This is a genomic window from Photobacterium sp. S4TG1 (assembly GCF_036040035.1).
GTDB lineage: Bacteria > Pseudomonadota > Gammaproteobacteria > Enterobacterales > Vibrionaceae > Photobacterium.
This window is the reverse complement of the sequence record NZ_JAYXUH010000001.1, coordinates 698,218-723,658: the sequence shown is the minus strand read 5'-3', so window position 1 is coordinate 723,658 and position 25,441 is coordinate 698,218. Positions and strand designations below refer to the sequence as shown.

The window sequence follows — 25,441 nt, the reverse complement described above, 5'->3', positions numbered from 1 at the left end:
GATTTTAAAAATTAAAAACTATAGCGGTATGCAATTAACTCATTGATATCGTGATGATCATAAATAACATCTGCGTATATATTAGACTTTGGCGATACCTTAATATTTATCCCTGCTGTAATGTTAAGCCAAGTTTTATCATCTTTTATGTTAGCATATTGATTAACATTAATATCTGTTGCTGTAATATTGTGACTTTTGTTAAATTTATTATAGACGCTAAGCTGAATAAATGGTTGATATAAATATTCTTTCTTGATATCTCGATTAATATTTACACCCACTCTACCAATGATATTGTTTTGCTTTACTGTATCCATTTTAGTGTCAGACTCATAACCTACTAAATTATAGCTATTTTGGTTATAGTTTTGATATATTAATTGAGTTTGAGGGATAATATTAAAGTTGTGATATTGGAAAAAGTAACCAGTTTCAATAGAAGATATAAATATTTTTGAATCAAAAGATTCACTATCAGTTGATATTGATGGATTTATTTTTGATTTATATAATCCGAATCCATTTACAAAATCAAAATAATAGTTTTGTTTCTTGATTGTTGTATAGTTATATAAGCTTATTGCATCAGTATTATTTACTTCGCTATTGTATGAAAAATTTAATTTTCCAAGGTTTAACATAAACCCAGAATCAATATGCTTTTGAATGTTATTATTATTATAAAATGTATATCCTAATGTTAATGTGTCACTTGATAGTTGGCCATCATTAACCTGCTGTTTTTTTGAATTATATTTTACCCATACGTTATTTTTGTCGGGGAAAATAAATGCACCTTGGCGTTGATAGAGACTACCCGTATTTGATAATGAATAATTAGACAGAGCCAATGGTGTATAAACATTAATATAGTTAATTTTATTTAACGAAGATTGAAGATAATAATCATTATTAATGTTTTTTAAATTATAAATGAGCATACCTCGATTGATAGGTTTTGTCATTGTTACATGTTGGCTAGAAGACTGTGATTCATTATTAATGACCTTAATACCATTGCCAATGGTATTTCTACCTGTTTTACCTAAGCCGCTGAAATCTAATTTCAAATTTCCTTTGATTTGATGTTTAACATTAATTAAATCAGAGGAAAAAGTATTTAGATTTGATGACATTTTAACAATGTAGTTACCTATAATTGTATTTGAGTTTAAGGTGACGGGCATTTTTTTTGTAAATGAAATCGTATTACTCTTTTCATTACTGATGATGTTTGAAATGGTTGATGTCCCATTAACATTAACTAATGAATTATTTAAAGTTACAGTGTCTGCTTTTGAACCAGTATTCATGTTCAAGGTACTGTTAGTTATGATATTTTTGTTTTTAATTATGTTTTTATTGTTTATGATGCTATTTTTAATGGCTGTAATATGAGAAATAACACCACCATTTTCAATGTTGATAATGCTATGTTGACTATCAATATTATTAATTGTTCCCTTGTTATTTGAATTTATAGTGCTATCGATACTTTTTATATTATTTATTGTTCCATCGTTAGTTACATTAATAACACTGTTTTTTTCGGCTGATACATTATTTTGAATTCCTCCTTTTTTACTTTTAAGCCCAACGTAATCATAGCTATGATTGAAAGTTGAGTTTGAAGAGATTACAGGTGAAAAAGTATACTCTCTTCCTTTGTTGATATTTACAGAGTCTGAAACTGAACCATAATATTCATTCAGCACACCTCCATCATTGATTGTGTTTTTTGTTATGGAGTTTATACCAGTCCACAAAACGCCGCCTTTTAATAGGTGAGTATTAATCGCCGCGGCTTTATTTTTAGTAATTTGTTCAGATAAAGGTTTATAAATCCAATGGCCATTTTTGTATTCTTGTTGTCGAACATTACCAACATTTAAATAAGCATTTTCTTCAATGGTGGCATTATTTGACTTCGCATTACCAGAAACGTAAAAATAAGCCCCTTTTCCTGATGCTCGATCCGCTGTACTTTTAGCTATTGTTTTATTTGCGACAACATCGTTAGTTATTGATAATTTTCCACCAGGTAAAATAGTAGCATTATTTAATGTGTCATTACCTATATAGTTTGTTCGATCACCATCTTTACTATTACCTATTTTTGCTGTGATTGTAATATTATTGATGGATGAGAAATAGATAGGCTGGTTAATGTTTATATCTGAAATCATACGATAGCTTATAAAGGTAATATAAAAAGATGCGTGAATATATCACTGTTTAAAAAAATTGATTTATTAATTAATGCATATTTTAATTTCGTTTTTACTACATAAAATTAAATTATAACAACCACAATATTATTTTTAATTATATAATGCAAAGTATTTTGTAAATTTAAGTAATTATAGGATATTTTATGGTCCTATAAAAAATTATATTTGTTTGGTTATTTTATATAATTATTCTAAACGAGGAATATAATTTGATATCAATAACTGTGTTAATGAAATATATATTGCTATTGGAAGGTTTAAGGCTACAGAAGTAGCCTTAATATAAAACTATTTATGCATACTTTTTCTTAAAAAATAACCTTTGTTTATATAAACAGAGAGTTGTAATTAAATTGTTACTGTTTGCTGGCGTGCGAACAGTTTGTAATTTTAATTAAAAATTAACAACCAGATGTAACTAGATGATATTGAGGTATATCCCATGCTCCATCATGAGGATTAAGAAAACCATAAGATAAATAACAGTTCGATTTTTCAATATCTGCAGGACTTGTTGCATTAAAAGCAGGAGCTGTTTTTGGCGTTAAATAGATGGGAGAAAAAAATCCTGCATAACCTAAAATATTCCAATCTGTATTACTAACATTAAGAATTCGTTTTATATTTTCTTTGGTTGCAGTTATATACCCAAAATGTAAATTAATAGGTTGTCCATTAATAATAATTTGATTTTTTTCCGCATTACCACCACCGCCACCATCTTCTCTTTGAGATTGATCGAGACCTTTAATTGCTGCTTTTGTATAAACCATTTCATTAGCAGCTTTTAAACTACCTTCAAGTCCTTTTAAATCCGCAATACGTGCATCTTTCTGTAATCCCATAAACTTAGGTGCAGCAATAACAGCTAAGATTCCTAGAATAACAATTACAACTACCAATTCAATTAATGTAAAACCTTTACTTTTCATTTGATCAATAATCATCATTTATAATAGTAATTAAAACGAATCAAATGGTAACATAAATAACTATCTATAGCCTCTGCTCTCAATATAAAACAGGAAAGTTATATAATGACGGTAAACTTATGTTCATCAATAATTAAACCAAATATATATTGGTTATACTGACTTCGAATTACCCCCCATGGTTATGCTATATGTTATACTCATTTTTAAAGTTATTATAAAAAAGGGCTTATAATAAAGGGTCAGACAACGAGATTACTTTTAGCTAAAAAATATATTTAAATTATGTGGTTAGGACTTTTTTGTGTTATTTTTCTTGACACCGTGTGTTGAGAAGAATTCCCAAAAAGAAGGGTATTTATTAGATTTTAATTTTGTAATTATAATCAGCGCTACTGGTTGTGGTGTTCAAGGTTTCGTCTTGAGCCATTCACCACTTAACTATTCTCAATACTCAATTTCCAGCCAGCCTTATGCCAATATTGTTGCTCGGTTGCCAGATCGGCGGCGAGGAGAGTATTGGTTGCGAGCCAATCTTTTGGCAACATTAATTGCCAATGTTCGTTATTGGCGGTGATGGTTATTGGTGGCAGTGGAACCGAACTGCGTTGACCATTTAATATGACAGCTAATCGTAAGGCACGAATTAACGGGTATAGCTGTTTACGCTTATAGATTGTTAATGGTGGTAGTTCATCAAGTTTAAGTCGTTTTCGTTGGCAGCGGGCTAAGGTGGCGAGCAAGGTTTGTTGATCGATATTAAATCCAGGCATGGTGCTAAAACGTAATAAATACGCGGAGTGACGATGAAAACCGGGGTAACTAATACTGAGACCTACTTCATGCAGTAATGCCCCCCATGCTAACAACGTGGTTAAGGTCGGTTGCTGATCTGTCGGTGGTAACGTTAGTTGGTTATAAAGAGCAAGGGCGGTATTTTTTACGCGCTCAGCTTGAGGCTTATCGATATTATATTGTTCAGCCATTGCGGTTGCGGTTCGACTGCGTATGTCACTATGACGGAAACGTTGTTCCATTTCATACAATACGCCTTCGCGTAAAGCCCCTGCGGAAAAGTGCATTTTATCGATATTAAAGGCTGAAAAAATAGCACTCACAATCGCTACGCCAGCAGCAAAAACAGGTTTTCGATCGTCATTTAAGCCGCTTAATACTAATTGGTGTTGGTGCTTACAGGCGATGATTGTTGTAATAAGTTGGTGTAAGCGTGGTTGGGTTATTATTCCATCATGATGGCCTTGCGCTATCAATACCTCTTGAATCGCTTTAATCGTACCGGACGCACCGATGACTTTTTGCCAGCCAATATGTTGATATGGATTAATTATTGTTTCTAATTTTTGGTGAACAGCTAATTGTGCCTTGGCAAAATTAACGCTATCGAGCTTACCATTTGCAAAAAAGGTTTGATTATAGCTTACACAACCTATGTGCTTACTATGTACAATATCGGTTTCAAATCCTGATCCAATGATGAATTCAGTGCTGCCTCCACCAATATCAATCACTAATTTTTTACCGTGATCGGGCTGAGTATGGGTCACGCCTAAATAAATTAACCGCGCTTCTTCTGCCCCCGCAATAATTTCAATTGGAAACGGCATTATCGCTTCAGCTCGACGAATGAAAATATCAGCGTTACGTGCTTGGCGCAGCGTATACGTCGCTGCAACTCGAACATTTTGTGGTGCAAACCCTTGCAGTCGTTCTGCAAACATTGCCAAACAGGCTAAACCTCGTTCAATGGCGGCTTGGCTGAGGTTATATTGATTATCAAGCCCTGATGCTAAATGTACCCGCTGTTTATAACGACTAACAATTTGTAAGTTGTGACCAACAACGCGCGCAATCACAAGATGAAAACTGTTAGATCCAAGATCAAGTGCTGCAATGTGTCGTGGTGGCATTGGTGGCATTGGTGGTATTGGTGGTTGTGGAGCTGGGGATTGATTATGGTTTTGCATGGTATTTTAGCTCCTTATGTGCACGTCGCTGACAGTAATCTTCACTGCGTTTTAAGTAATGATAAATAGCAGTTTGAGCGCGTATTTTTTGCTTCTTACCACGACTGACATAACGGTTGCTCATTGATTGATCAAGGATACGTGCTTTGACATTATCAGCCAGTTGTAGGTGGGTGATATCAATAATACGTTGCTTAAGTACAGGCGCCAAAATAGGGCAACCGACTTCAATACGGCGATCAATATTACGGTACATCCAATCGGCTGAAGAAATAAACACCTTCGGATCGTTATTATTAGTAAAGATATACACTCGTGAATGTTCAAGAAAACGATCAACAATACTGATAACGGTAATATTGTCACTGATGCCTTTTATGCCTGCGATTAAGCGACACATGCCGCGAATAATTAATTGAATTTTCACGCCTTGTTGATTGGCGTAATAAAGTTTATCGATTAACCCCTTATCGATTAAATTATTCAGTTTAAGGGTGATGCCAGCAGGACGGTTTTGTTGAGCGTTATCAATCTCATTTGTTATTAATTGGTATAACCGTGTGCGTGTATCGGTTGGTGATATGAGCAAGTAATTGTAGTGAGTTTTCTTGGTTGGATTTGCAATATAATCAAATAGTTGCTGCACTTCTGCGGTTATTTTTGAGTGTGCAGTAAACAATGAAAAATCAGTATAGCAAGTAGCAGTTTTTTCGTTAAAGTTACCGGTGCCAATATGAGCATAATCTATGGATTGATGTTGTTCCTGCCGAGTAATTAGACACAATTTTGAATGAATTTTGACGTTGGCAACCCCAAATAAGACCGTGATCCCTGCGGCGGTTAATTGTTGCGCCCAGCGAATATTGGCTTGTTCATCAAAACGGGCTTGTAGCTCAACCACCACCGTGACTTGTTTACCATTGTTCGCGGCATTAATGAGGTTATCGATAATAATAGATTGTTTGGCTACGCGATAAATACTGATGCGAATATGGCTAACGGTAGGATCGAATGCGGCTTGTTGTACAAAATCAGTGACATGATCAAAGCTGTGATAAGGGTAATACAACAGAATGTCTTGATGTTTTATGGCATCGAAAACAGTTTTAGCATGACGAAACGGGTAACTATCGATGGTAGGTAATGGCGCATAGCTAAGGTATTTATTACCAATAATCGGAAAAGCACTTAAATCGTTAAAGTGCTGAGAACACTCTGTGGCCATCACTGTATCGTAGTCGGAGAGATTAAGATTGCGATAAAAAAAGTGCTGCATTGCTGCTGGCATTGTCGGTTGATAGGTAAACCGAAGTGGGGGGGCCGTTAAACGTTGGGTGAGCCCTTGTGCTAGTTGTTGTAATAAATTATCACCACTGTTTTGCTGCAATTGATAGTCAGCATCTCGCGTTATTTTTATCGTATAAACACTCAATTGAGCCGTTGAGGGAAGATCATTAAAAATGTCTCGAATATGGTGACGAATGATATTTTCGATAACCATAAGATGATGAGTATTATCATGCGATGGGAGTTGTACAAAGCGTGGTAATTGAGCCGTCGGCATTTCAATAAGCGCATATTTGATATCATGATGATGCTTTATCATTACCGCTAGGTATGAGCCGTGAGGGTGTATATATTGCTCGATTTCAAAGGTGTCTGTCAGGGGGATGACTATGATATGTGGCAAAATATGCTGGCGAAAATAAGCCAATAACCATTGCTGGTGCTTAGGTGTGAGTTGTTGTTCATTATTAAGATAAATACCACACAGTGCCATTTCACTGATCAATGCAGCATAGATTTTCTCAAACGCTTGTTGGGCTTGTTGCGTCTGGTGCTGGATTTGGTTTAGCAATGAATGTGCGGCACTATCTTGATTATTTCCACGTACACGTAATAGCTGACGTTTAACTTTAGCGACACGGACTTTGTAAAACTCATCAAGATTATTGGTATAGATACCAAGAAAGCGAACCCGTTCTAGTAGTGGCACCGATTTATCCGCCGCTTCTTGAAGGACTCGCTGATTAAAGGCGAGCCAGCTAAGCTCTTTTTCAAGATAAATCTGATTGATGGCCATTAGGGGTCATATCCTTACTACTTTAGCGTTAACAACGTCAAATGACATGGTAAAACATCATGATTCGCGTTACATTGCCATAGTGTATGTCATCTGGTTGATTTAGCTCAGTGTTTCAATATCAATCGTTAAATCATCGGCTAACTGTTCCAGTTGCTGTTGAATCATGTTGGCACTAATTTCACTTGGTGTTTGTAATTGAAATTCAGCAATGAAAATAGGGTACCCCCAATTAGGAGCACTTTGAGTCTCGGTTTTTAATTTGGCGATATTAATTCCAAGTTGAGTTAAATGGCGTGTTACCTCTTTTACTATGCCTCGACGATCGTTACCTGTTACTGTGAGTTGTTGAGCAACATAAGTGGTCACGGTTTGAGTGTGATCTTCTACGACGTGAATGTGTAATGCTTCAATATTGGCTAATGCTTGACGCAGCGAGAGCAGGTGTTTATCCGCAACATCTATTTGTATTATTCCCGCAAACTGCCCGCCAAGCTGACTAAGCGAACTGCTTAGCCAATTTGCATGGTTGAAATAAATAGTATCGGAGAGCTGTTCTACTAGTCCGGGTTCATCTTTGCCAATAATGGTCACAATCAGTTGTTTCATTACGTCAGTCCTTGTCGTTATAACATGATGGTGGTGATTATTTGAAGGTTGTTTTTTAAGCATGGCTGTAAAACCAGGTTTAGCCAACTCAAATCATCGTTACCAGGGGCGTTGTCATAAATCTGTCATTAAATAGCAATACACTTTTGAGCGTATAAATAGGTTAGAGGTCATAATGGCAAACGCCAGCACATTACTAAGGAAAGAAAATCGTTTTCGTCGAGGTAAAGACAACTTAGCTCGAGTTGGCGTTACAGCGGGTGGTATTTTTGTGCTGATCACCTTGATGCTGATTTTCTTTTATTTACTGTATGTGATTGTGCCTATTTTCTCATCGGTTGCTGTTAATCCTAAACAGCACTTATCATTATCGGTTAGCAGTAAAACAGCGTTGTTAGGGGTGGATGATAGTAATAACATTGCTTATCGCTTTAGTCGCGATGGTAAGGTTATTTTTGTCGATCTTCAGTCATCAACGCAACAAGCGCAGGTGCTAAAACAGCAGACTATTATCAATAATCCAACTGCATACGGTCTAAGTTTACCTCGTGATGGTATGGTTGCTTATGGTACGGCACAAGGGCGGGTTAAGATTGCTAAACCTGAATTTTCGCTTACGTTTGCAGCGGCTAATAAGCACTTACAACCCAGTATTGAATATCCTTTTGGTCAAACGCCATTAGTGCTAGTTCCCGCAGGAGAGGCCATTACTCAATTAGCCATTTCAGGGCGTGATGATCGTACTATCGTGGTCGGAAAAACAGCGACCAACCACCTTTATGGATTGAGTTTATTGCTGCCTGAAAATGTGGTGCAGCGGGCAAATGGCTGGCAACAGCAGCGGTTTGAGATTAATAATACTCCCGCTAAAATTGATGATTTTCAATTAACCCCAGATGGTAAGACATTATATGTGCTGAGTGGATCAAATTTATATTTATATAAGTTAACGGCTAATACAGCATTTCTGCGTAAAATTGAAAATGTCACCACTGGTAATAGTAAACCCGTATCGATGACTCTGTTGTCTGGGGCTAATTCATTATTGATCACCAATTCTGATAATACGATCTCGCAATGGTTTGAAGTGGTGAAGCAAGGGCAGCGTCAGTTAATCAATGTTAGAACTTTTCATTTTTCTGCCAGCCCATTAGTTAAAATAGTGCCGGAATATTACCGTAAAGGCTTTTTTGCGATTCAAAAAGATGGCACGACGTCGGCTTATTATACTGCTGAACGCAAAGTCATATACAAAGATAAAGTCTTCACGAAGGTTCCAACGGATATTGCCATTTCCCCCAAAGCGAATTTATTAGTAACGCTTGATAATGGACAATGGCAGAGCTATCAAGTCAAAAATGCACATCCTGATATTGGATTATCATCGTTATTACAAAAAGTGTGGTATGAGGGTTATGCTGAGCCGGATTATGTATGGCAATCAACCTCTGCTAGTGATGAATTTGAGCCGAAGTTAAGTCTTGTTCCGATAGTGTTTGGTACTCTTAAAGCGGCGGTTTATTCAATGTTTTTTGCGATTCCATTAGCATTAGCTGGCGCGATTTATACCGCTTACTTTATGTCAAATAAAGTAAGAAGAGTGATCAAACCGACCGTTGAATTGATGGAAGCATTACCAACGGTTATTTTGGGATTTTTAGCGGGAGTATGGTTAGCGCCTATTGTTGAACAATATCTGGCAGGAATAGCGCTAGGGATCGTAATTTTACCGTTAGCCATTATTGTGATTGGCTGGAGTTGGTCAATGCTGCCTGGGCAATGGCGCTCACGAATTCCTAATGGTTTTCATATTGCTTTGTTAATTCCGGTTATTGTGGCGGTAACCTATGGTTGTTTTGGTTTAAGTCCTTGGATTGAAACACAGTTTTTTAATGGTGATTTACAAGGCTATTTAAATAATCATTTAGGTATCGGTTATGATCAGCGTAATGCGCTTATTGTCGGTATTGCGATGGGATTTGCCGTTATTCCGACGATTTTTACCATTGCTGAAGATGCTATTTTCTCAGTGCCCACGCATTTAACTAAAGGCTCACTAGCTTTAGGGGCGACTCAATGGCAGACCTTAACTAAAGTGGTATTACTTACTGCAAGTCCCGGTATTTTTTCTGCGATCATGATGGGATTGGGGCGTGCTGTCGGTGAAACTATGATTGTATTAATGGCAACGGGTAATACTCCGGTAATGGATTGGAATTTACTGCAAGGATTACGAACTCTAGCAGCCACTATCGCCATTGAAATGCCCGAATCTGAAGTGGGGAGTTCGCATTATCGAGTGTTATTCCTTGCCGCTTTTGTGCTGTTTGTATTTACCTTTATCTTTAATACGATTGCTGAAGTTGTTCGTCAACGACTACGTGCAAAATACAGTTCGTTATAATAAGTGATACAGCAATGATTAAATGGTTTAAATCTGGTTCGCCATGGATTTGGTTAACTGCGGGTGCCGTCAGCTTGAGCTTGGTTGCTGTACTCGGTTTATTGTTATTGATTGGCTATAAAGGCTTGAGCTATTTTTGGCCAGCCCCTGTGTATCAGTTTGATGTTAACCTCAATGGCAAACCGCAAGTTGTTATTGGTGAGCTTTATCAACGTACTATGGTGCCGGTAGATCAACTTGCCGATGCTGGAGTCGACGTTAGTCAATTTACTGAAGACAGCGTGCCACGGTATTTAATTAAAACTGGTAATCGTGGTCAGGGTGCGCTTGATTTCTTAACTGTATTAAGCACTCAAATTATTCATCAACAAATTGCTAATAATATTGCGGTGGTTGATCGTGAAAGTAATGGTAAGTTTTATGGCTATCCTGTAAGTGTGATTGAAGGCGGTGAACCTCAACCGCTCTCTCAACTGCCGCTAGCATTAGCACAAGCTAATAAAGTCCGTTCGGAATTACGTTCATTGCAAAGTAATGAAATTGCTAATATTAACTGGAATTTAGAGCGATTAAGAATTGAAAAACGACGCTTAGAGTTAAGCGGTAAACTCACAGTGGCGGATGGACAACGGATTGATCGTGAGCAAGCCAACTACAATACTATTTACAAAAATATTGAGAATCGATTATTTGCCTTACAAGGGCAATTAGATCACGACGCGTTAGTGCTTCGTGATCAAAGTGGCACTAATGTCACTATTCCGATGATGCAAGTGCTGGATATGTGGCAACCCAATAATTTATCGTGGCTTGAAAAAGTTCAGCATTGGAGTTACCACGTTTATAAATTTTTAGCTGAAGCACCACGAGAAGCCAATACGGAAGGTGGTGTTTTTCCTGCCATTTTTGGTACCGTATTTATGGTGTTACTAATGAGTATCATGGTGACGCCGTTAGGGGTGCTTGCGGCGGTATATTTACATGAATATGCGAGTAATAATCGGTTTACTAATTTAATTCGTATTGCGGTGATCAATCTCGCGGGCGTACCCTCAATTGTGTATGGTGTGTTTGGATTAGGTTTTTTTGTGTATATGGTAGGCGGCACTATCGATGATGTGTTTTTCTCTGCGCAATTACCAACCCCTACTTTTGGCACGCCGGGTATTTTATGGTCAGCATTAACGTTAGCGATCATGACATTGCCTGTGGTGATTGTGTCGACTGAAGAAGGGCTTTCTCGCATACCAAGCTCGGTACGTAACGGCTCATTAGCACTAGGAGCGACACAAGCTGAAACCTTATGGCGCATTGTATTGCCAATGGCAAGCCCTGCTATTATGACGGGATTAATTCTTGCTGTTGCACGAGCTGCAGGAGAAGTTGCGCCATTGATGCTGGTGGGGGTGGTGAAAATGGCACCGACATTACCGCTAGATATGCACTTCCCATATGTACACTTAGATAGAAAATTCATGCACTTAGGCTATCATGTGTATGATGTTGCTTTTCAAAGCCCTAATGTTGAAGCTGCTCGCCCATTAGTGTACGCAACCTCGTTTCTATTAGTCACCGTTATTATCAGTTTAAACTTAACGGCTATTGCTATTCGTAATCACCTTCGAGAAAAATTCCGCGCTTTAGAGCAATAACCCTAAGTATCAATAAGATGAGAACAACTATGTATAACGATCGTTCGCTCTTTACTGACCATCCTCCGATGGGGTTATTTGAGCCTTTAGATTTATCGCTATTAGCTGAAGACAAAACGGCCTTGTCCATTGAAGGATTGAATCTGCATTATGGGCAAACGCAGGCATTATTTGATATCAATATGCGAATTGCTAAAGGTCAGGTGACAGCATTTATCGGACCTTCAGGTTGTGGTAAATCAACCTTGTTAAGCTGTGTTAATCGCATGAATGATCTGATTGATGGCTGTCATATTGATGGTAAAGTCATGCTTCATGGTCAGAATGTGTACGATAAAAATGTTGATGTTGCAGCGCTGCGGCGTCAAGTCGGAATGGTATTTCAACGCCCTAATCCTTTTCCTAAATCCATTTATGAAAATGTTGTTTACGGACTGCGATTGCAAGGGATCAATGATCGCCGAGTGCTTGATGATGCGGTTGAAAGTTCACTGCGTTCAGCGGCATTGTGGGATGAAGTAAAAGGGCGGTTACATGAGAATGCATTTGGTTTGTCAGGCGGTCAGCAACAACGATTAGTGATTGCTAGAGCAATAGCCATCGAACCTGAAATTTTATTATTAGATGAGCCGACATCAGCCTTGGATCCGATATCAACCTTGACCATAGAAGAGTTGATTAATGAGCTTAAAGCAAAATATACCGTTATTATCGTTACTCATAATATGCAGCAAGCGGCGCGAGTTTCCGATCAAACTGCTTTTATGCATATGGGTGAGCTAGTGGAATATACCAGTACCAATGATATATTTACCACTCCCAAAGAAAAACGTACTGAGGATTATATAACCGGGCGTTATGGTTAAGGAACAACAACATGTTAAATACAATTAGCCTTGGTCGTCATATTTCTGGTCAGTTCAATCATGAATTGGAAAGCATTCGCACCCATGTGTTAGCCATGGGTGGCTTGGTTGAACAGCAGTTAGCCGATAGCTTAAAAGCATTACATAAACAAAATGAAGAATTAGCCAAGCGGGTGATTAGAGACGATCATAAAGTTAATGCGATGGAAGTGGCCATTGACGAAGCTTGCACGCGTATCATTGCCAAGCGGCAACCGACAGCCAGTGATTTACGGTTAGTGATTGCTATTATTAAAACCATTACTGATTTAGAGCGTATTGGTGATGTTGCTGAAAGTATTGCAAAAGTGGCATCGGAAAATTTCACCAATAAGCAATATAACTTATTAGTTTCACTGGAGTCGTTAGGGCAACACGCGGTGCGAATGTTGCATGAAACTTTAGATGCATTTGCACGAATGGATGTAAAAGCGGCGATTGAAGTATATCAAGAGGATGATCGTATTGATCGTGAATATGAAGCGATCATACGGCAATTAATGACTTATATGATGGAAGATCCTAATTCAATACCGAATGTGATGAAGGTAATGTGGGCTGCGCGTTCGATTGAACGGGTAGGGGATCGCTGCCAAAATATTTGTGAATATATTATCTATTTTGTACAAGGCAAAGATATTCGCCACACAAATCCTGAAGATATTAAAAATATACTTTAGCAATAATTATGGCTTATGTGGTGGCAATACTAAAATTAAGCTATATCGGAAAATAAAAGGGACGGAATGATCTTAAATAAGATGATATGTCCCTTTTTTTGTTTGTAATAGTAATGATCATTACAGCTTAAGTTGAGCCACCACTGCCGCTATATTTTCGACACCTGTGATTGGAATCGCGAAATCGTCAATGTCTGCACTGCCCATATGTGCTTGTTTTGCTACTGTAATCATATGACTTGGACGGGTGGTTTTACCCGAAAGGTGGATCTCGTTGATGCCTGTTCGAGCAATGATGTCACGGACGTTATGACTATTGACGCCCGCACCCGCCATAATTTTTAAGCGATTGCCACAGTATTGGTGCATTTGGTTAATCATACCAATACCGTCATAAGCATTGGCTTGTAAACCAGAAGTAAGAATCCGTTCACAGCCAGCCGCCATAATCGTATCAAGTGCAGCCATTGGCTCAACACATTGATCAATCGCGCGATGAAAGGTAATCCCCATTCCCTGAGCTTGTTTAACGAGACTCGTAAGAATAGTGTTATCCACTAAGCCCTGTGCGGTTAATACACCGACAACGACCCCTTGTAATCCTGCTTTTTTAGCCGCAAAAATATCTGCCAGCATGACTTCAACATCTTCATTACTGAATAAAAAATCACCTTGGCGCGGGCGAATCATCGCGTAAACCGGAATGGTGGCATATTTAGCTGCAGCCTGCATAAATCCGGCGCTAGGTGTTAGTCCACCCAATGCTAGCGATGAGCAAAGTTCAATACGGGTTGCACCTGCTTGTTGCGCATTATGGAGAGATTCAAGATTATCGATACACACTTCAAGTTGAATAGTCATGATTTATTAACAGTATGGTGTTTAAGAGGGTATTTAGTGTAGAAGATTATTGCTGAGGGGGCGAATAGCTGTGATTGATAATGTGCGGTTGGTTGAAAATGAAATAACGGGGTAAATTCGAGATAAAAAAAGGGCCCGGTATATTCCGGGCCTCATTCTATTTTTATTTGAGCTGACTTTGGCTCTATGTAGCACTAATGCAATTTATAACACCGTGAGCGTGGTGTTAGCAGGTAATTACTTACCTAGATCTGCAGTGTGCTCAGATAGGTAGTCCGCTACACCTTTTGGTGATGCGTCCATACCTGCTTTACCTTCTTCCCACTGAGCTGGACATACTTCGCCATGCTTCTGGTGGAAGTTCAATGCATCAACCATACGTAGCATTTCATCGATGTTACGACCTAGTGGTAGATCGTTAATTACTTGGTGACGAACCATGCCGTCTTCATCGATAAGGAAAGAACCACGGAAAGCAACACCAGCTTCTGGATGCTCAACATCGTAAGCTTTACAGATTTCGTGCTTAATATCAGCAACTAGCGGGTATTTAACTTGACCGATACCGCCATCTTCAATAGCAGTGTTACGCCATGCGTTGTGTGAGAACTGTGAATCAATTGAAACACCAATAATTTCTACGCCTTTCGCTTGGAAATCTTCAAAGCGTTTATCAAAAGCAATAAGCTCTGATGGGCATACGAAAGTAAAGTCTAGTGGGTAAAAGAAAACTACTGCTTTTTTACCTTTAGTAAATTCTGCAAAGTTGAAAGTATCAACGATTTCGCCGTTACCTAGAACCGCTGCAGCAGTAAAATCTGGTGCTTGACGACCTACTAGTACCATTTTGGTGCTCCTTAAATATTGGGGGTTGCCAACCTTTTTAGGCGGGCTCCATACTTGGACGAGACAAACTATAGCTAAACTGTTAAATTGAAAAAAGCGGAATAAACAGATTAAAGTAATCGAAAAATACGATGAATAAATTTCCATCACTTAAACAGCTACATTATTTAGTTACTCTATCGGAAACACACCATTTTGGCGAAGCAGCTAAACGGTGTTTTGTGAGCCAGTCGACATTAAGTTCTGGTATTCAAAATCTTGAAGACTTACTCGATTGTCACCTTGTTGAGCGTGATACCAAAGCGAAAACCTTGGTTTTTACGTCTATGGGTGAGCAGGTGGTTGATAGAGCACGTGAATTATTGGCGTGCAGTCGCGACTTGGTAGAGCTTTCTCGTTGTTGTGGTGATGGTATGGAAGGCCCATTACGGGTTGGCTGTATTCCTACTATTGCTCCATTTTTGTTGTGTGGTTTAGTGCAGCAGGTGAATGCGTTATACCCTAAATTGAATTTATTATTGCGAGAAGATACCACTACCAATTTATTAGCCGCGCTGCAACATGGCGAAATGGATGTGTTAATTTTAGCGTTACCCGTCGATATTAACGGAATGGCAAGTAAAGTGGTTGGGCGGGATGCGTTTAAGATGGTGATCAGTAAGCACCAAGCAGATTCTGTGACGATGCCATTGCATTATGCTGATTTACCCGATAAATCCGTGTTCTTATTAGAAAAAGAACATTGCTTAACTGAACATGCCGTATCTGCATGTCAATTGACGGCGAAAGAGAAAATTAATCCCTTTACGGCAACGAGTTTACATACTGTGGTACAAATGGTTGCCAATGGCTTGGGAACGACGTTTATTCCACAAATGGCAATAAATCATGGAATTTTAGAAAATCAAAATTTAGTGGTTATTGAACCGCCCGGTCAAGATGCTTACCGTGAAATTGGCTTAGTATGGCGACCAACATCAAGCCGTATAGCAACGTTTGATAAGTTAGGCGATATCGTTAAAAGTTTATTGTAAGCCTTCTTTATTATGATAATGACATAAAATGCCTGAAGTAATGATGAATAACGCACACTATTATTTTTGGCGTTATTATCGTTGTTCAGGCTTTTTTATTGGGGTTGTATTCTACTATAGCTATTTGGGGCTGTTTTTAGTTGAAAATAGCAACTTTCTAATAATAACTAAAATATTATATTATCGAGTGAGTTATCTATAAGTTACTGTTTTGTTGGTTAAATTTATTTCTCTCTACAAACTAAGCGAATATTTATTTTAGTTCTTATGACTTTCGCTTATTTTATTTTTGGCTTTCATTTAAACTAATAATTATATTAATCATGCGGTTATATTTAATATAAATTCTGCTCTTTGTTTAAAACACTTTTTTAAATAATCGCTATTGCGCCATGCTTTGTAATTTAATTACGTAACTAGCCACAAAAAAGCATTGTTTACGCAAAAACCCAAATTCCGAGTTAATTGCTAAGATTTTTATGAATTAAGTATATTGCACAGGTATGCTTTATTTGTAACCTGTTGAATATATTTGTTTTTGTTTTTTTGCTCTAGGTTGGGTGAAATCGGTGTTATTTGCATTCTGACGCAGGTTACGGCAACGTAAATAAGTGCTTAGAATAATTCAACAGGGAGTCATTGCTTTTGTTATTGATAAAAGTAGTGATTAAGTTACATGCTGGAGGTGCAATATGACAGATACAGCCATTCAAGCCAATGCTCATTCTCAGTTATTACTGCAGCAACCTCTGACGGAACAGCAACAACAGATTTTAACTGCAGATGCATTATCCTTTATTGCACGGTTAGTTGAACGATTTGCTGAGCGAGTACCGTTATTGTTAGAGGCCCGCGAATTGCAGCAATTAGCGATTGATCGTGGTCAACTTCCCGATTTTTTACCTGAGACTCACGCTATTAGAGAATCAGAGTGGAAAATACAAAATATTCCACATGATTTACAAGATCGTCGTGTCGAAATTACCGGTCCGGTTGATCGTAAAATGGTGATCAATGCATTAAATGCTAATGTAAAAGTATTTATGGCAGATTTTGAAGATTCTTTTTCACCATCATGGAATGCGATTCTTGATGGTCATCAAAATTTGCGTGATGCCGTTAATGGCACCATCAATTATACCCATCCTCAAACGGGTAAACTGTATCAACTTGATGATGATCCTGCTGTATTAATTTGTCGTGTCCGTGGTCTGCATTTAGTTGAAAAAAACATCTTTTGGAACGGGCTGCCGATCCCTGGTGCATTACTTGATTTTGCGTTGTATTTTTATTTGAACCACCAAGCATTATTAGCCAAAGGCAGTGGTCCTTATTTCTATTTACCTAAACTACAAAGTTTTAGAGAAGCGGCGTGGTGGAGTGATGTGTTTAGTTTTACTGAAGATGAATTTGGTTTAACACGCGGCACCATTAAAGCAACCGTATTGATTGAAACCTTACCCGCCGCATTTGAGATGGATGAAATCTTATTTAATCTTAAAGAGCATATCGTTGGGCTGAATTGTGGCCGTTGGGATTATATCTTTAGTTATATAAAAACCTTACGTAATTTCCCTGAGCGTATTTTGCCTGATCGCCAAGTGGTGACCATGGAAAAACCATTTCTTAACGCCTATTCACGGTTATTAGTTCGTACTTGTCATCGTCGCGGTGCATTAGCAATGGGGGGAATGGCCGCCTTTATTCCAGCGAAAGATCCCAAACAACAAGCATGGGTGTTAAATAAGATTCAAACTGATAAAGCGCTGGAAGCGAATAATGGCCACGATGGTACTTGGGTTGCTCATCCAGGGCTAGCGGATACTGCGCGCGCTATTTTTGATGAAGTGCTCGATCAGCGTATCAATCAATTAAATGTCAGCCGTGAAGAGGACGTGCCAATTACTGCGGCTGAATTATTAGCCCCTTGTGATGGCGAACGAACAGAAGCGGGAATGCGACATAATATTCGTGTGGCTGTGCAATATATTGAAGCGTGGATCTCAGGCAATGGTTGTGTGCCTATTTATGGCTTGATGGAAGATGCAGCAACGGCAGAAATTGCTCGAGCGTCAATTTGGCAATGGATAAAACATGGAAAAACGTTATCCAATGGTCAAGTGGTAACTAAAGCCTTATTTGCGCAAATGTTGACTGAAGAAATGCAGGTCTTACAGCAAGAGTTAGGCCAAGAGCGGATTGAAACTGGGCGCTTTGACGAGGCAACCTATTTAATGTCGCACTTAGCAACCAGTGATGAATTAGATAACTTTTTAACCTTAAAAGGTTATGACTATTTAGTGTAATAACGGATTACTGCCAATTGACTAGAGGGATATTATTATGACATTAACTCGCCAACAACAAATTGCTGCCCTAGAACAAGATTGGGCTGAAAACCCACGCTGGAAACACGTTAAGCGTACTTACACCGCAGAAGAAGTCGTTAATCTTCGTGGTTCATTTATTCCTGAAAATACCATCGCTCAACGCGGTGCTGATAAATTATGGGAATTAGTTAATGGTAGTGCTAAAAAAGGTTATGTTAACTGTTTAGGTGCTTTAACGGGTGGACAAGCGGTACAGCAGGCAAAAGCTGGTATTGAAGCAATTTATTTATCTGGCTGGCAAGTTGCTGCGGATAATAATACAGCGTCTGCCATGTACCCTGATCAGTCGTTATATCCAGTAGATTCTGTGCCTGCGGTGGTGAAGCGTATCAATAACTCTTTCCGTCGTGCTGATCAAATTCAATGGTCTAATGGTGGTTCACCAGCAGACGGTGTCGATTATTTCTTGCCGATTGTTGCTGATGCAGAAGCTGGATTTGGCGGTGTGCTCAATGCTTATGAATTAATGCGTAACATGATTGAAGCGGGTGCTGCTGGGGTTCACTTTGAAGACCAATTAGCGTCAGTGAAAAAATGTGGTCATATGGGCGGCAAGGTTTTAGTTCCCACTCAAGAAGCGGTACAAAAATTAGTGGCGGCACGTTTAGCGGCCGATGTTGCTGGAACGACAACCTTGGTTATTGCTCGTACTGATGCTAATGCGGCGGATCTGTTGACGTCAGATTGTGATTCATACGATAAAGATTTTATTATCGGTGATCGCTCTGCTGAAGGCTTTTATCGTGTTCGTGCAGGGATTGATCAGGCTATTTCACGCGGTCTTGCGTATGCACCTTATGCGGATTTAATTTGGTGTGAAACGGCCAAACCATGTTTAGAAGAAGCACGTAAATTTGCCGAAGCTATTCATGAGCAATATCCTGAACAGTTATTAGCCTACAACTGTTCACCGTCATTTAATTGGGAAAAGAACCTTGATGCTGAAACCATCGCTAAATTCCAACAAGAATTAGCGGACATGGGTTATAAGTACCAGTTTATTACGCTCGCAGGTATTCATAATATGTGGTTTAACATGTTTGAATTAGCACATGCTTATGCGCAAGGCGAAGGTATGCGTCATTATGTTGAAAAAGTGCAGCGTCCTGAGTTTGAAGCGGCGAATAAAGGCTACACCTTTGTAGCCCATCAACAAGAAGTGGGTACGGGTTACTTTGATACCATGACCAATACCATTCAAGGTGGTAATTCGTCAGTAACCGCATTGACTGGATCAACGGAAGAAGAACAGTTTAAATAAGCGTATTTTATATAGCGATTGAACTATCGAGGGGAGCATGGTGCTCCCTTTTTTAGGCATATCAGAAAATTACAGCTGACGCAGTAGATCGTCACCTTCAAGGTGATCTTGTTCCGGCTCGATAGGATCCACTTCATCTTGCATTTCTAATAATGTTACCGCAATTGCGACAAAATCACTGTTGGTAATAATTCCCACCAGTTGTTTATTTTCAAGTACAGGTAAGCAGCCAATTTGATGTTTTTGCATATACAGTGCGGCTTCTTTAAGTCCTGCGTGACTATCAACACTGAAAATATTACGGTTCATGCAATGCTCAAGCAACACATCTAGTGGGGAATGAGAGTGACTGACAATAACGGATTTTAAATTAGAATCTTGAGCTGCAAGTACATCCCGTTGCGAAATTAATCCCAGTAAATGATGGCTATGATCAGTTATGGGTATATGGCGAATAGACAGGGTTTGCATCATCTCTTTGGCATCAGATAAAGTGTCATTACGTGATAATGTGTGCGGTTTTAGGGTCATCATATCGGCAACAGTAAACATAGAAACCTCCCGTCTGTTATCTACTAGCGAAGATATTATTTCGTAATCTACTCTTTTGAATGTAGCGAATTATGGAAGATTATCCCATGACAGTGGTCATAAATTTCAAATATCACCAATGATTAAACGTTATATTTTATGCGTGAGTCATGCCTGATTAACTTAGGCAATGGCGTTTTTGTTATGGAATCTACGCTTTAATTGCTTCTGAGTTTCGCATCTTTGGTGGAGTTAAGTATAATGCCCGCTTGCTGTTATTTAAGGCGTATTACGATGCAAGTTTCTGATTTTGATTTTGAGTTACCAGATGAGCTAATTGCTCGCTACCCACAACCTGAACGTACCGCAAGTCGTTTGCTACATATGACTGGCAATACTGGTGAATTAGCACATAAAGGTTTTAAAGATGTGTTAGATCTGGTTGAGGCTGGGGATTTATTGGTTTTTAACAATACCCGTGTTATTCCTGCGCGTATGTATGGTCATAAAGCGTCTGGTGGTAAAATTGAAGTGTTAGTTGAGCGAATGCTGGATGATAAATCCATTCTTGCTCATGTGCGCGCATCTAAACCACCAAAGCCTGGTAACGAATTGTTATTAGGTGAAAATGGTGAGTTTTCTGCTGAAATGGTCGCTCGTCATGATGCACTATTTGAAATTCGTTTTAACAGCGATAAAACAGTATTAGAGATTTTAGATGCGGTGGGGCATATGCCATTACCACCGTACATTGATCGCCCTGACGAAGATGCAGATAAAGAGCGTTATCAAACGGTTTATAATGCAAAACCAGGCGCGGTTGCTGCACCTACTGCGGGCCTACACTTTGACGATAAGTTAATGGCTGATCTTAAAGCGAAAGGTGTTAATTTTGCTTTTGTAACATTGCATGTTGGTGCCGGAACGTTCCAGCCTGTACGTGTTGATGATATTAATGATCACCACATGCACTCTGAGTATGTAGAAGTGCCACAAGAAGTGGTTACTGCGGTTAATGAAACTCGTGCTAATGGTGGTCGTGTCATTGCTGTAGGTACTACCTCTGTACGCTCACTAGAAAGTGCAGCACAAGATGCGATTAAAAATGGTACTGAGTTAAAACCCTTCTTTGGGGATACTGAAATCTTTATTTTCCCTGGGTATCAGTTCCAGTTGGTGGATGTATTAATTACTAATTTCCATTTGCCTGAATCAACATTGATTATGCTTGTGAGTGCATTTGCTAGTTATGAGTACACCATGAATGCTTATCATCAAGCAGTGGCTAATCAATATCGTTTCTTTAGTTATGGCGACTCGATGTTTATTACCCGTAAAAATGTGTGATATTGATTACGTTAACACTTATTAAAAATTAAGTATTTAGGCTGCTTTTTGTTACAATTGCAGCCTTTGTTGTCTCTGCTTCATACGATAGATTCATTTATGTAGCATTTACAACACAATAAATACTTTAGCGCTCCACTTTGTCGTTATGCTTACTTACGATAACACTAATGTTGAGAGTGACAATGGCCGTTATTAACGACCATTATTTTTGTGGCTGATCAGGCAATCGCCTGTGGGGCTTAATCCCGTAATGGGAATCTGTCAGATTGTTTCTCTGGCTTTTGGAGGTCTTGTGAAATTTGAATTAGATAAAACTCAGGGTCGTGCACGTCGCGGTCGTTTGCAGTTTGAACGCGGTACGGTTGAAACCCCTGCATTTATGCCTGTAGGTACTTACGGTACCGTTAAAGGTATGACACCTGAAGAAGTTGAAGACACAGGTGCACAAATCATTCTAGGTAATACGTTCCACTTGTGGCTACGTCCTGGACAAGAAGTGATGAAGATGCACGGTGATTTGCATGACTTTATGCAATGGAAAGGTCCAATCTTAACCGATTCAGGCGGTTTCCAAGTATTTAGTCTTGGTGCACTGCGTAAAATCACTGAAGAGGGTGTACATTTCCGTAACCCTGTAAACGGTGACAAGATTTTCATGGATGCAGAAAAGTCGATGGAAATTCAGTATGACTTAGGCTCTGATATCGTAATGATTTTCGACGAGTGTACGCCATACCCAGCAACCCACGATGAAGCTAAAAAGTCGATGGAAATGTCACTTCGTTGGGCTCAACGTAGTCGTAATCATTTCGATAAGCTAGAAAATCCAAATGCGCTATTTGGTATCGTACAAGGTGGCGTATATGAAGATTTGCGTGATGTTTCTGTTGAAGGCCTAACGAATATTGGTTTTGACGGCTATGCTGTAGGCGGTTTGGCTGTTGGTGAGCCAAAAGAAGATATGCACCGTATTCTTGAGCATACTTGTCCAAAATTACCGCAAGACAAGCCGCGCTACCTTATGGGTGTAGGCAAGCCTGAAGATCTTGTTGAAGGCGTACGTCGCGGTATCGACATGTTTGACTGTGTAATGCCAACGCGAAATGCACGAAATGCACACTTGTTTGTGACTGGCGGTGTGATCAAGATCCGTAATGCGAAACATAAAACAGATACAACACCACTAGATCCTGAGTGTGACTGTTACACTTGTCGTCATTACTCAAAAGCGTATCTATATCACCTAGACAAATGTAATGAAATTCTAGGTGCGCGCTTAAATACAATTCACAACCTACGTTACTACCAGCGTTTGATGGCAAGTATTCGTAAGTCGATTGAAGAAGATCGTTTCGATGCGTTTGTAGAAGAATTCTACGCGCGTCGTGACCGTGAAGTTCCACCATTACAAATTGTATAAATCATAATAAACCGAGGACGTTATAAATGAGCTTTTTTATCTCTCAAGCACATGCCGCAACTGAAGGTGCTGCTCAAGGTGGTTCACCGTACCAGTTATTCATTATGCTGGGTCTGTTTGCTGTCATTTTTTACTTCATGATTTACCGTCCACAAGCTAAGCGTGTTAAAGAACATAAAACGCTAATGAGCTCGATGAGTAAAGGCGATGAAGTAATGACAAACGGTGGTCTTTTAGGTCGCATTACTAAGTCTTCATCTGAAAGTGATTACATTGTTATTGCGCTAAACGACAACACTGAAGTTACTATCAAAAAAGACTTCATCACAGCCGTTTTGCCAAAAGGCACAATGAAGTCTTTATAAGACTATAAAAAAACATTCGCTTTGAAGGATCATAGCAGTGCTTAACCGATACCCTCTGTGGAAGAACTTGTTAGTGTTGTTCGCACTAATTATAGGTTTGCTTTATGCACTTCCCAACGTATACGGTGAAGATCCAGCGATTCAAATAACTGGGGCGCGTGGCGCCTCAGTTACTATGAACGCTCTGGATACTGTCACCGAAGATTTAAAAAAGAACAATATCCCCTATAAGTCAGTTGTATTTGAAAAAGGCTCTGTATTGGTCCGTTTTCAAGATACTGATACCCAAATTAGTGCCCGCGATATTCTTAATAGTGAGTTAGGCGACAACTATATTGTTGCTCTTAACCTCGCGCCATCAACCCCCTCTTGGTTAGAAGCTATTGGTGCTACACCAATGAAGCTCGGTTTAGACCTACGTGGTGGTGTTCATTTCCTTATGGAAGTGGATATGGATGCGGCGATGGAAAAACTATTAGGTCAGCAAGAAGAAACATTCAGAACTGAACTACGCCAAGATAAAATTCGTTATCGTGCCATTGATAAAAGTAAAGAAACGGTTTCTGTGCGTTTACGCGATGCCGCTCAACTTGAGCAAGCAAAAGCGGTATTAGAGCCTCTTCATCCCGATATGATCTTTACTGAAAGTGAAGCGAAAGGACGTTTTGTATTAATCGCTAGTTTCTCTGAAGCGCGTCTTCAAGAAATTCGTAATTATGCTGTTGATCAAAATATTACGATTTTACGTAACCGTGTTAATGAATTAGGCGTAGCTGAACCATTAGTACAGCGTCAAGGTGCTAACCGTATTGTGGTTGAGTTACCAGGCGTTCAAGATACTGCGCGCGCAAAAGAAATCTTAGGCGCTACTGCAACACTTGAGTTCCGTGAAGTTGATAGTAGTGCCGATCTTGCGGCTGCCGCTGCAGGACGAGTTCCTGCGGGTAGTGAAGTGAAGATGACCCGTGATGGTCGTCCTGCTGTATTGAAAAAGCGCGTTATTTTAGCGGGTTCTCATATTACTGATGCAACATCAAGTGCTGATGAATATGGACGTCCTCAAGTGAATATTTCACTTGATACCGAAGGCGGTAGCAAAATGACGGCGTTCTCACGTAATAATGTCGGCAAATTAATGGCGACTGTATTTACTGAGTATAAAGACAGCGGTAATCGTACTTCTGAAGGTAAAGTCATTCTTGAAAAGCACGAAGAAGTGATCAACCAAGCGACCATTCAAACGGCACTTGGACGTAACTTCCGTATTACAGGCATTGATTCACAGCCAGAAGCACACAACCTTGCATTGTTATTACGTGCAGGTGCGTTGATTGCACCGATATCCATTGTTGAAGAGCGCACCATTGGTCCATCTATGGGTCAACAGAATATTGATATGGGTATTCAGGCGTGTATCTGGGGTATGGTCGCTGTAATGCTATTTACCTTATTGTATTACCGTGGTTTTGGTTTGATTGCTAATCTCGCATTGATGATGAACTTGGTGTTAATTATTGGTGTTATGTCAATGATTCCAGGGGCAACCATGACCTTGCCAGGTATTGCCGGTATTGTATTAACAGTTGGTATGGCGGTTGATGCTAACGTGCTTATTTTTGAACGTATTCGTGAAGAGTTACGTGATGGACGCAGCCCGCAACAAGCAATTCAACAAGGTTACGGTAATGCGTTTAGTACCATTGCAGATGCCAATATCACCACCTTAATGACAGCGATTATTTTATTTGCTGTTGGTACGGGGGCAATTAAAGGCTTTGCAGTGACACTATCGATCGGTATTTTAACCTCGATGTTTACGGCAATTATCGGTACTCGTGCTGTGGTTAACTTAATCTACGGCGGCAAACGCGTAGATAAGTTGTCAATTTAGGAGGGCGC

The 25,441-nt window shown here is 39.2% G+C and carries 19 protein-coding genes; 11 read left to right on the top strand and 8 right to left on the bottom strand.

The genetic code is table 11. The features are described 5' to 3' along the window. Nucleotides 1-11 precede the first annotated feature (11 nt). The 5 genes from VXS03_RS03480 to VXS03_RS03460 all read right to left on the bottom strand — a co-directional run bounded on the left by VXS03_RS03480 (nt 12) and on the right by VXS03_RS03460 (nt 7,843). A complete protein-coding gene (locus tag VXS03_RS03480; protein WP_327761980.1) occupies nt 12-2,189 on the bottom strand; it encodes an autotransporter domain-containing protein in 2,178 nt (725 codons plus the stop codon). 446 nt (nt 2,190-2,635) lie between these two features. Next, nucleotides 2,636-3,166 carry a type II secretion system protein gene (locus VXS03_RS03475; RefSeq protein WP_327761979.1) on the bottom strand — a complete coding sequence of 177 codons (531 nt, stop codon included), beginning with the start codon at nt 3,164-3,166 and terminating at the stop codon, nt 2,636-2,638. A 437-nt stretch (nt 3,167-3,603) separates the two neighbouring features. Further along, nucleotides 3,604-5,103: an exopolyphosphatase gene (ppx, locus tag VXS03_RS03470; protein ID WP_327762042.1), complete on the bottom strand. Its 1,500-nt coding sequence runs from the start codon at nt 5,101-5,103 to the stop codon at nt 3,604-3,606. Between the two features lie 34 nt (nt 5,104-5,137). Then, nucleotides 5,138-7,234: a polyphosphate kinase 1 gene (gene ppk1 / locus VXS03_RS03465; RefSeq protein WP_327761978.1), complete on the bottom strand. Its 2,097-nt coding sequence runs from the start codon at nt 7,232-7,234 to the stop codon at nt 5,138-5,140. A gap of 102 nt (nt 7,235-7,336) precedes the next feature. Next, nucleotides 7,337-7,843 (bottom strand): glycine cleavage system protein R, encoded by a 507-nt coding sequence (locus tag VXS03_RS03460; protein WP_327761977.1) that lies wholly within the window; start codon nt 7,841-7,843, stop codon nt 7,337-7,339. 175 nt (nt 7,844-8,018) lie between these two features. On the opposite strand from VXS03_RS03460, the gene VXS03_RS03455 reads away from it, so the two are divergent. From VXS03_RS03455 to phoU, 4 genes are read left to right on the top strand one after another with little or no spacing between them, the layout of a single operon-like run. Then, on the top strand, nt 8,019-10,247 hold the full coding sequence (locus VXS03_RS03455; protein WP_327761976.1) for an ABC transporter permease subunit: 2,229 nt from the start codon (nt 8,019-8,021) through the stop codon (nt 10,245-10,247). Between the two features lie 14 nt (nt 10,248-10,261). After that, a complete protein-coding gene (gene pstA, locus VXS03_RS03450) occupies nt 10,262-11,899 on the top strand; it encodes a phosphate ABC transporter permease PstA (RefSeq protein WP_327761975.1) in 1,638 nt (545 codons plus the stop codon). Nucleotides 11,900-11,928: 29 nt separating this feature from the next. Beyond that, nucleotides 11,929-12,765: a phosphate ABC transporter ATP-binding protein PstB gene (gene pstB / locus VXS03_RS03445; RefSeq protein WP_327761974.1), complete on the top strand. Its 837-nt coding sequence runs from the start codon at nt 11,929-11,931 to the stop codon at nt 12,763-12,765. Between the two features lie 11 nt (nt 12,766-12,776). After that, nucleotides 12,777-13,484 carry a phosphate signaling complex protein PhoU gene (phoU, locus tag VXS03_RS03440; protein WP_327761973.1) on the top strand — a complete coding sequence of 236 codons (708 nt, stop codon included), beginning with the start codon at nt 12,777-12,779 and terminating at the stop codon, nt 13,482-13,484. A 120-nt stretch (nt 13,485-13,604) separates the two neighbouring features. Here the strand turns inward: phoU and VXS03_RS03435 are convergent, their stop codons facing one another. Then, nucleotides 13,605-14,345, bottom strand: a complete 741-nt coding sequence (locus VXS03_RS03435; protein WP_327761972.1) for a copper homeostasis protein CutC — start codon at nt 14,343-14,345, stop codon at nt 13,605-13,607. 237 nt (nt 14,346-14,582) lie between these two features. After that, the gene (locus VXS03_RS03430) at nt 14,583-15,191 is read right to left on the bottom strand and encodes a peroxiredoxin C (RefSeq protein WP_080158929.1); all 609 of its coding nucleotides are present in this window, start codon (nt 15,189-15,191) and stop codon (nt 14,583-14,585) included. 131 nt (nt 15,192-15,322) lie between these two features. Between VXS03_RS03430 and VXS03_RS03425 the strand changes: the two genes are divergently transcribed. From VXS03_RS03425 to aceA, 3 genes are all read left to right on the top strand, one after another. Next, nucleotides 15,323-16,225, top strand: coding sequence for a hydrogen peroxide-inducible genes activator (locus tag VXS03_RS03425; RefSeq protein ID WP_327761970.1), 903 nt, complete (start codon nt 15,323-15,325; stop codon nt 16,223-16,225). 692 nt (nt 16,226-16,917) lie between these two features. Further along, nucleotides 16,918-18,531: a malate synthase A gene (aceB, locus tag VXS03_RS03420; RefSeq protein ID WP_327761968.1), complete on the top strand. Its 1,614-nt coding sequence runs from the start codon at nt 16,918-16,920 to the stop codon at nt 18,529-18,531. Between the two features lie 37 nt (nt 18,532-18,568). Beyond that, on the top strand, nt 18,569-19,876 hold the full coding sequence (aceA, locus tag VXS03_RS03415) for an isocitrate lyase (RefSeq protein WP_327761966.1): 1,308 nt from the start codon (nt 18,569-18,571) through the stop codon (nt 19,874-19,876). Between the two features lie 69 nt (nt 19,877-19,945). On the opposite strand, the gene VXS03_RS03410 is transcribed toward aceA, so the two are convergent. After that, nucleotides 19,946-20,428, bottom strand: coding sequence for a CBS domain-containing protein (locus tag VXS03_RS03410; protein WP_327761965.1), 483 nt, complete (start codon nt 20,426-20,428; stop codon nt 19,946-19,948). A 273-nt stretch (nt 20,429-20,701) separates the two neighbouring features. Between VXS03_RS03410 and queA the strand changes: the two genes are divergently transcribed. The 4 genes from queA (at nt 20,702) to secD (ending at nt 25,433) form a co-directional block, all read left to right on the top strand. Next, nucleotides 20,702-21,754, top strand: a complete 1,053-nt coding sequence (queA, locus tag VXS03_RS03405) for a tRNA preQ1(34) S-adenosylmethionine ribosyltransferase-isomerase QueA (RefSeq protein ID WP_327761964.1) — start codon at nt 20,702-20,704, stop codon at nt 21,752-21,754. Between the two features lie 295 nt (nt 21,755-22,049). Next, on the top strand, nt 22,050-23,177 hold the full coding sequence (gene tgt, locus VXS03_RS03400) for a tRNA guanosine(34) transglycosylase Tgt (protein ID WP_327761962.1): 1,128 nt from the start codon (nt 22,050-22,052) through the stop codon (nt 23,175-23,177). Nucleotides 23,178-23,203: 26 nt separating this feature from the next. Further along, nucleotides 23,204-23,542, top strand: coding sequence for a preprotein translocase subunit YajC (gene yajC, locus VXS03_RS03395; protein ID WP_080158922.1), 339 nt, complete (start codon nt 23,204-23,206; stop codon nt 23,540-23,542). 37 nt (nt 23,543-23,579) lie between these two features. Next, nucleotides 23,580-25,433, top strand: a complete 1,854-nt coding sequence (secD, locus tag VXS03_RS03390) for a protein translocase subunit SecD (protein ID WP_080158921.1) — start codon at nt 23,580-23,582, stop codon at nt 25,431-25,433. Nucleotides 25,434-25,441: the final 8 nt, after the last annotated feature.

Coding starts and splice junctions, on each gene's coding strand:
- VXS03_RS03480 (WP_327761980.1), bottom strand. CDS start 2,189: ATGATTTCAGATATAAACATTAACCAGCCTATCTATTTCTCATCCATC.
- VXS03_RS03475 (WP_327761979.1), bottom strand. CDS start 3,166: ATGAAAAGTAAAGGTTTTACATTAATTGAATTGGTAGTTGTAATTGTT.
- ppx (WP_327762042.1), bottom strand. CDS start 5,103: ATGCCACCAATGCCACCACGACACATTGCAGCACTTGATCTTGGATCT.
- ppk1 (WP_327761978.1), bottom strand. CDS start 7,234: ATGGCCATCAATCAGATTTATCTTGAAAAAGAGCTTAGCTGGCTCGCC.
- VXS03_RS03460 (WP_327761977.1), bottom strand. CDS start 7,843: ATGAAACAACTGATTGTGACCATTATTGGCAAAGATGAACCCGGACTA.
- VXS03_RS03455 (WP_327761976.1), top strand. CDS start 8,019: ATGGCAAACGCCAGCACATTACTAAGGAAAGAAAATCGTTTTCGTCGA.
- pstA (WP_327761975.1), top strand. CDS start 10,262: ATGATTAAATGGTTTAAATCTGGTTCGCCATGGATTTGGTTAACTGCG.
- pstB (WP_327761974.1), top strand. CDS start 11,929: ATGTATAACGATCGTTCGCTCTTTACTGACCATCCTCCGATGGGGTTA.
- phoU (WP_327761973.1), top strand. CDS start 12,777: ATGTTAAATACAATTAGCCTTGGTCGTCATATTTCTGGTCAGTTCAAT.
- VXS03_RS03435 (WP_327761972.1), bottom strand. CDS start 14,345: ATGACTATTCAACTTGAAGTGTGTATCGATAATCTTGAATCTCTCCAT.
- VXS03_RS03430 (WP_080158929.1), bottom strand. CDS start 15,191: ATGGTACTAGTAGGTCGTCAAGCACCAGATTTTACTGCTGCAGCGGTT.
- VXS03_RS03425 (WP_327761970.1), top strand. CDS start 15,323: ATGAATAAATTTCCATCACTTAAACAGCTACATTATTTAGTTACTCTA.
- aceB (WP_327761968.1), top strand. CDS start 16,918: ATGACAGATACAGCCATTCAAGCCAATGCTCATTCTCAGTTATTACTG.
- aceA (WP_327761966.1), top strand. CDS start 18,569: ATGACATTAACTCGCCAACAACAAATTGCTGCCCTAGAACAAGATTGG.
- VXS03_RS03410 (WP_327761965.1), bottom strand. CDS start 20,428: ATGTTTACTGTTGCCGATATGATGACCCTAAAACCGCACACATTATCA.
- queA (WP_327761964.1), top strand. CDS start 20,702: ATGCAAGTTTCTGATTTTGATTTTGAGTTACCAGATGAGCTAATTGCT.
- yajC (WP_080158922.1), top strand. CDS start 23,204: ATGAGCTTTTTTATCTCTCAAGCACATGCCGCAACTGAAGGTGCTGCT.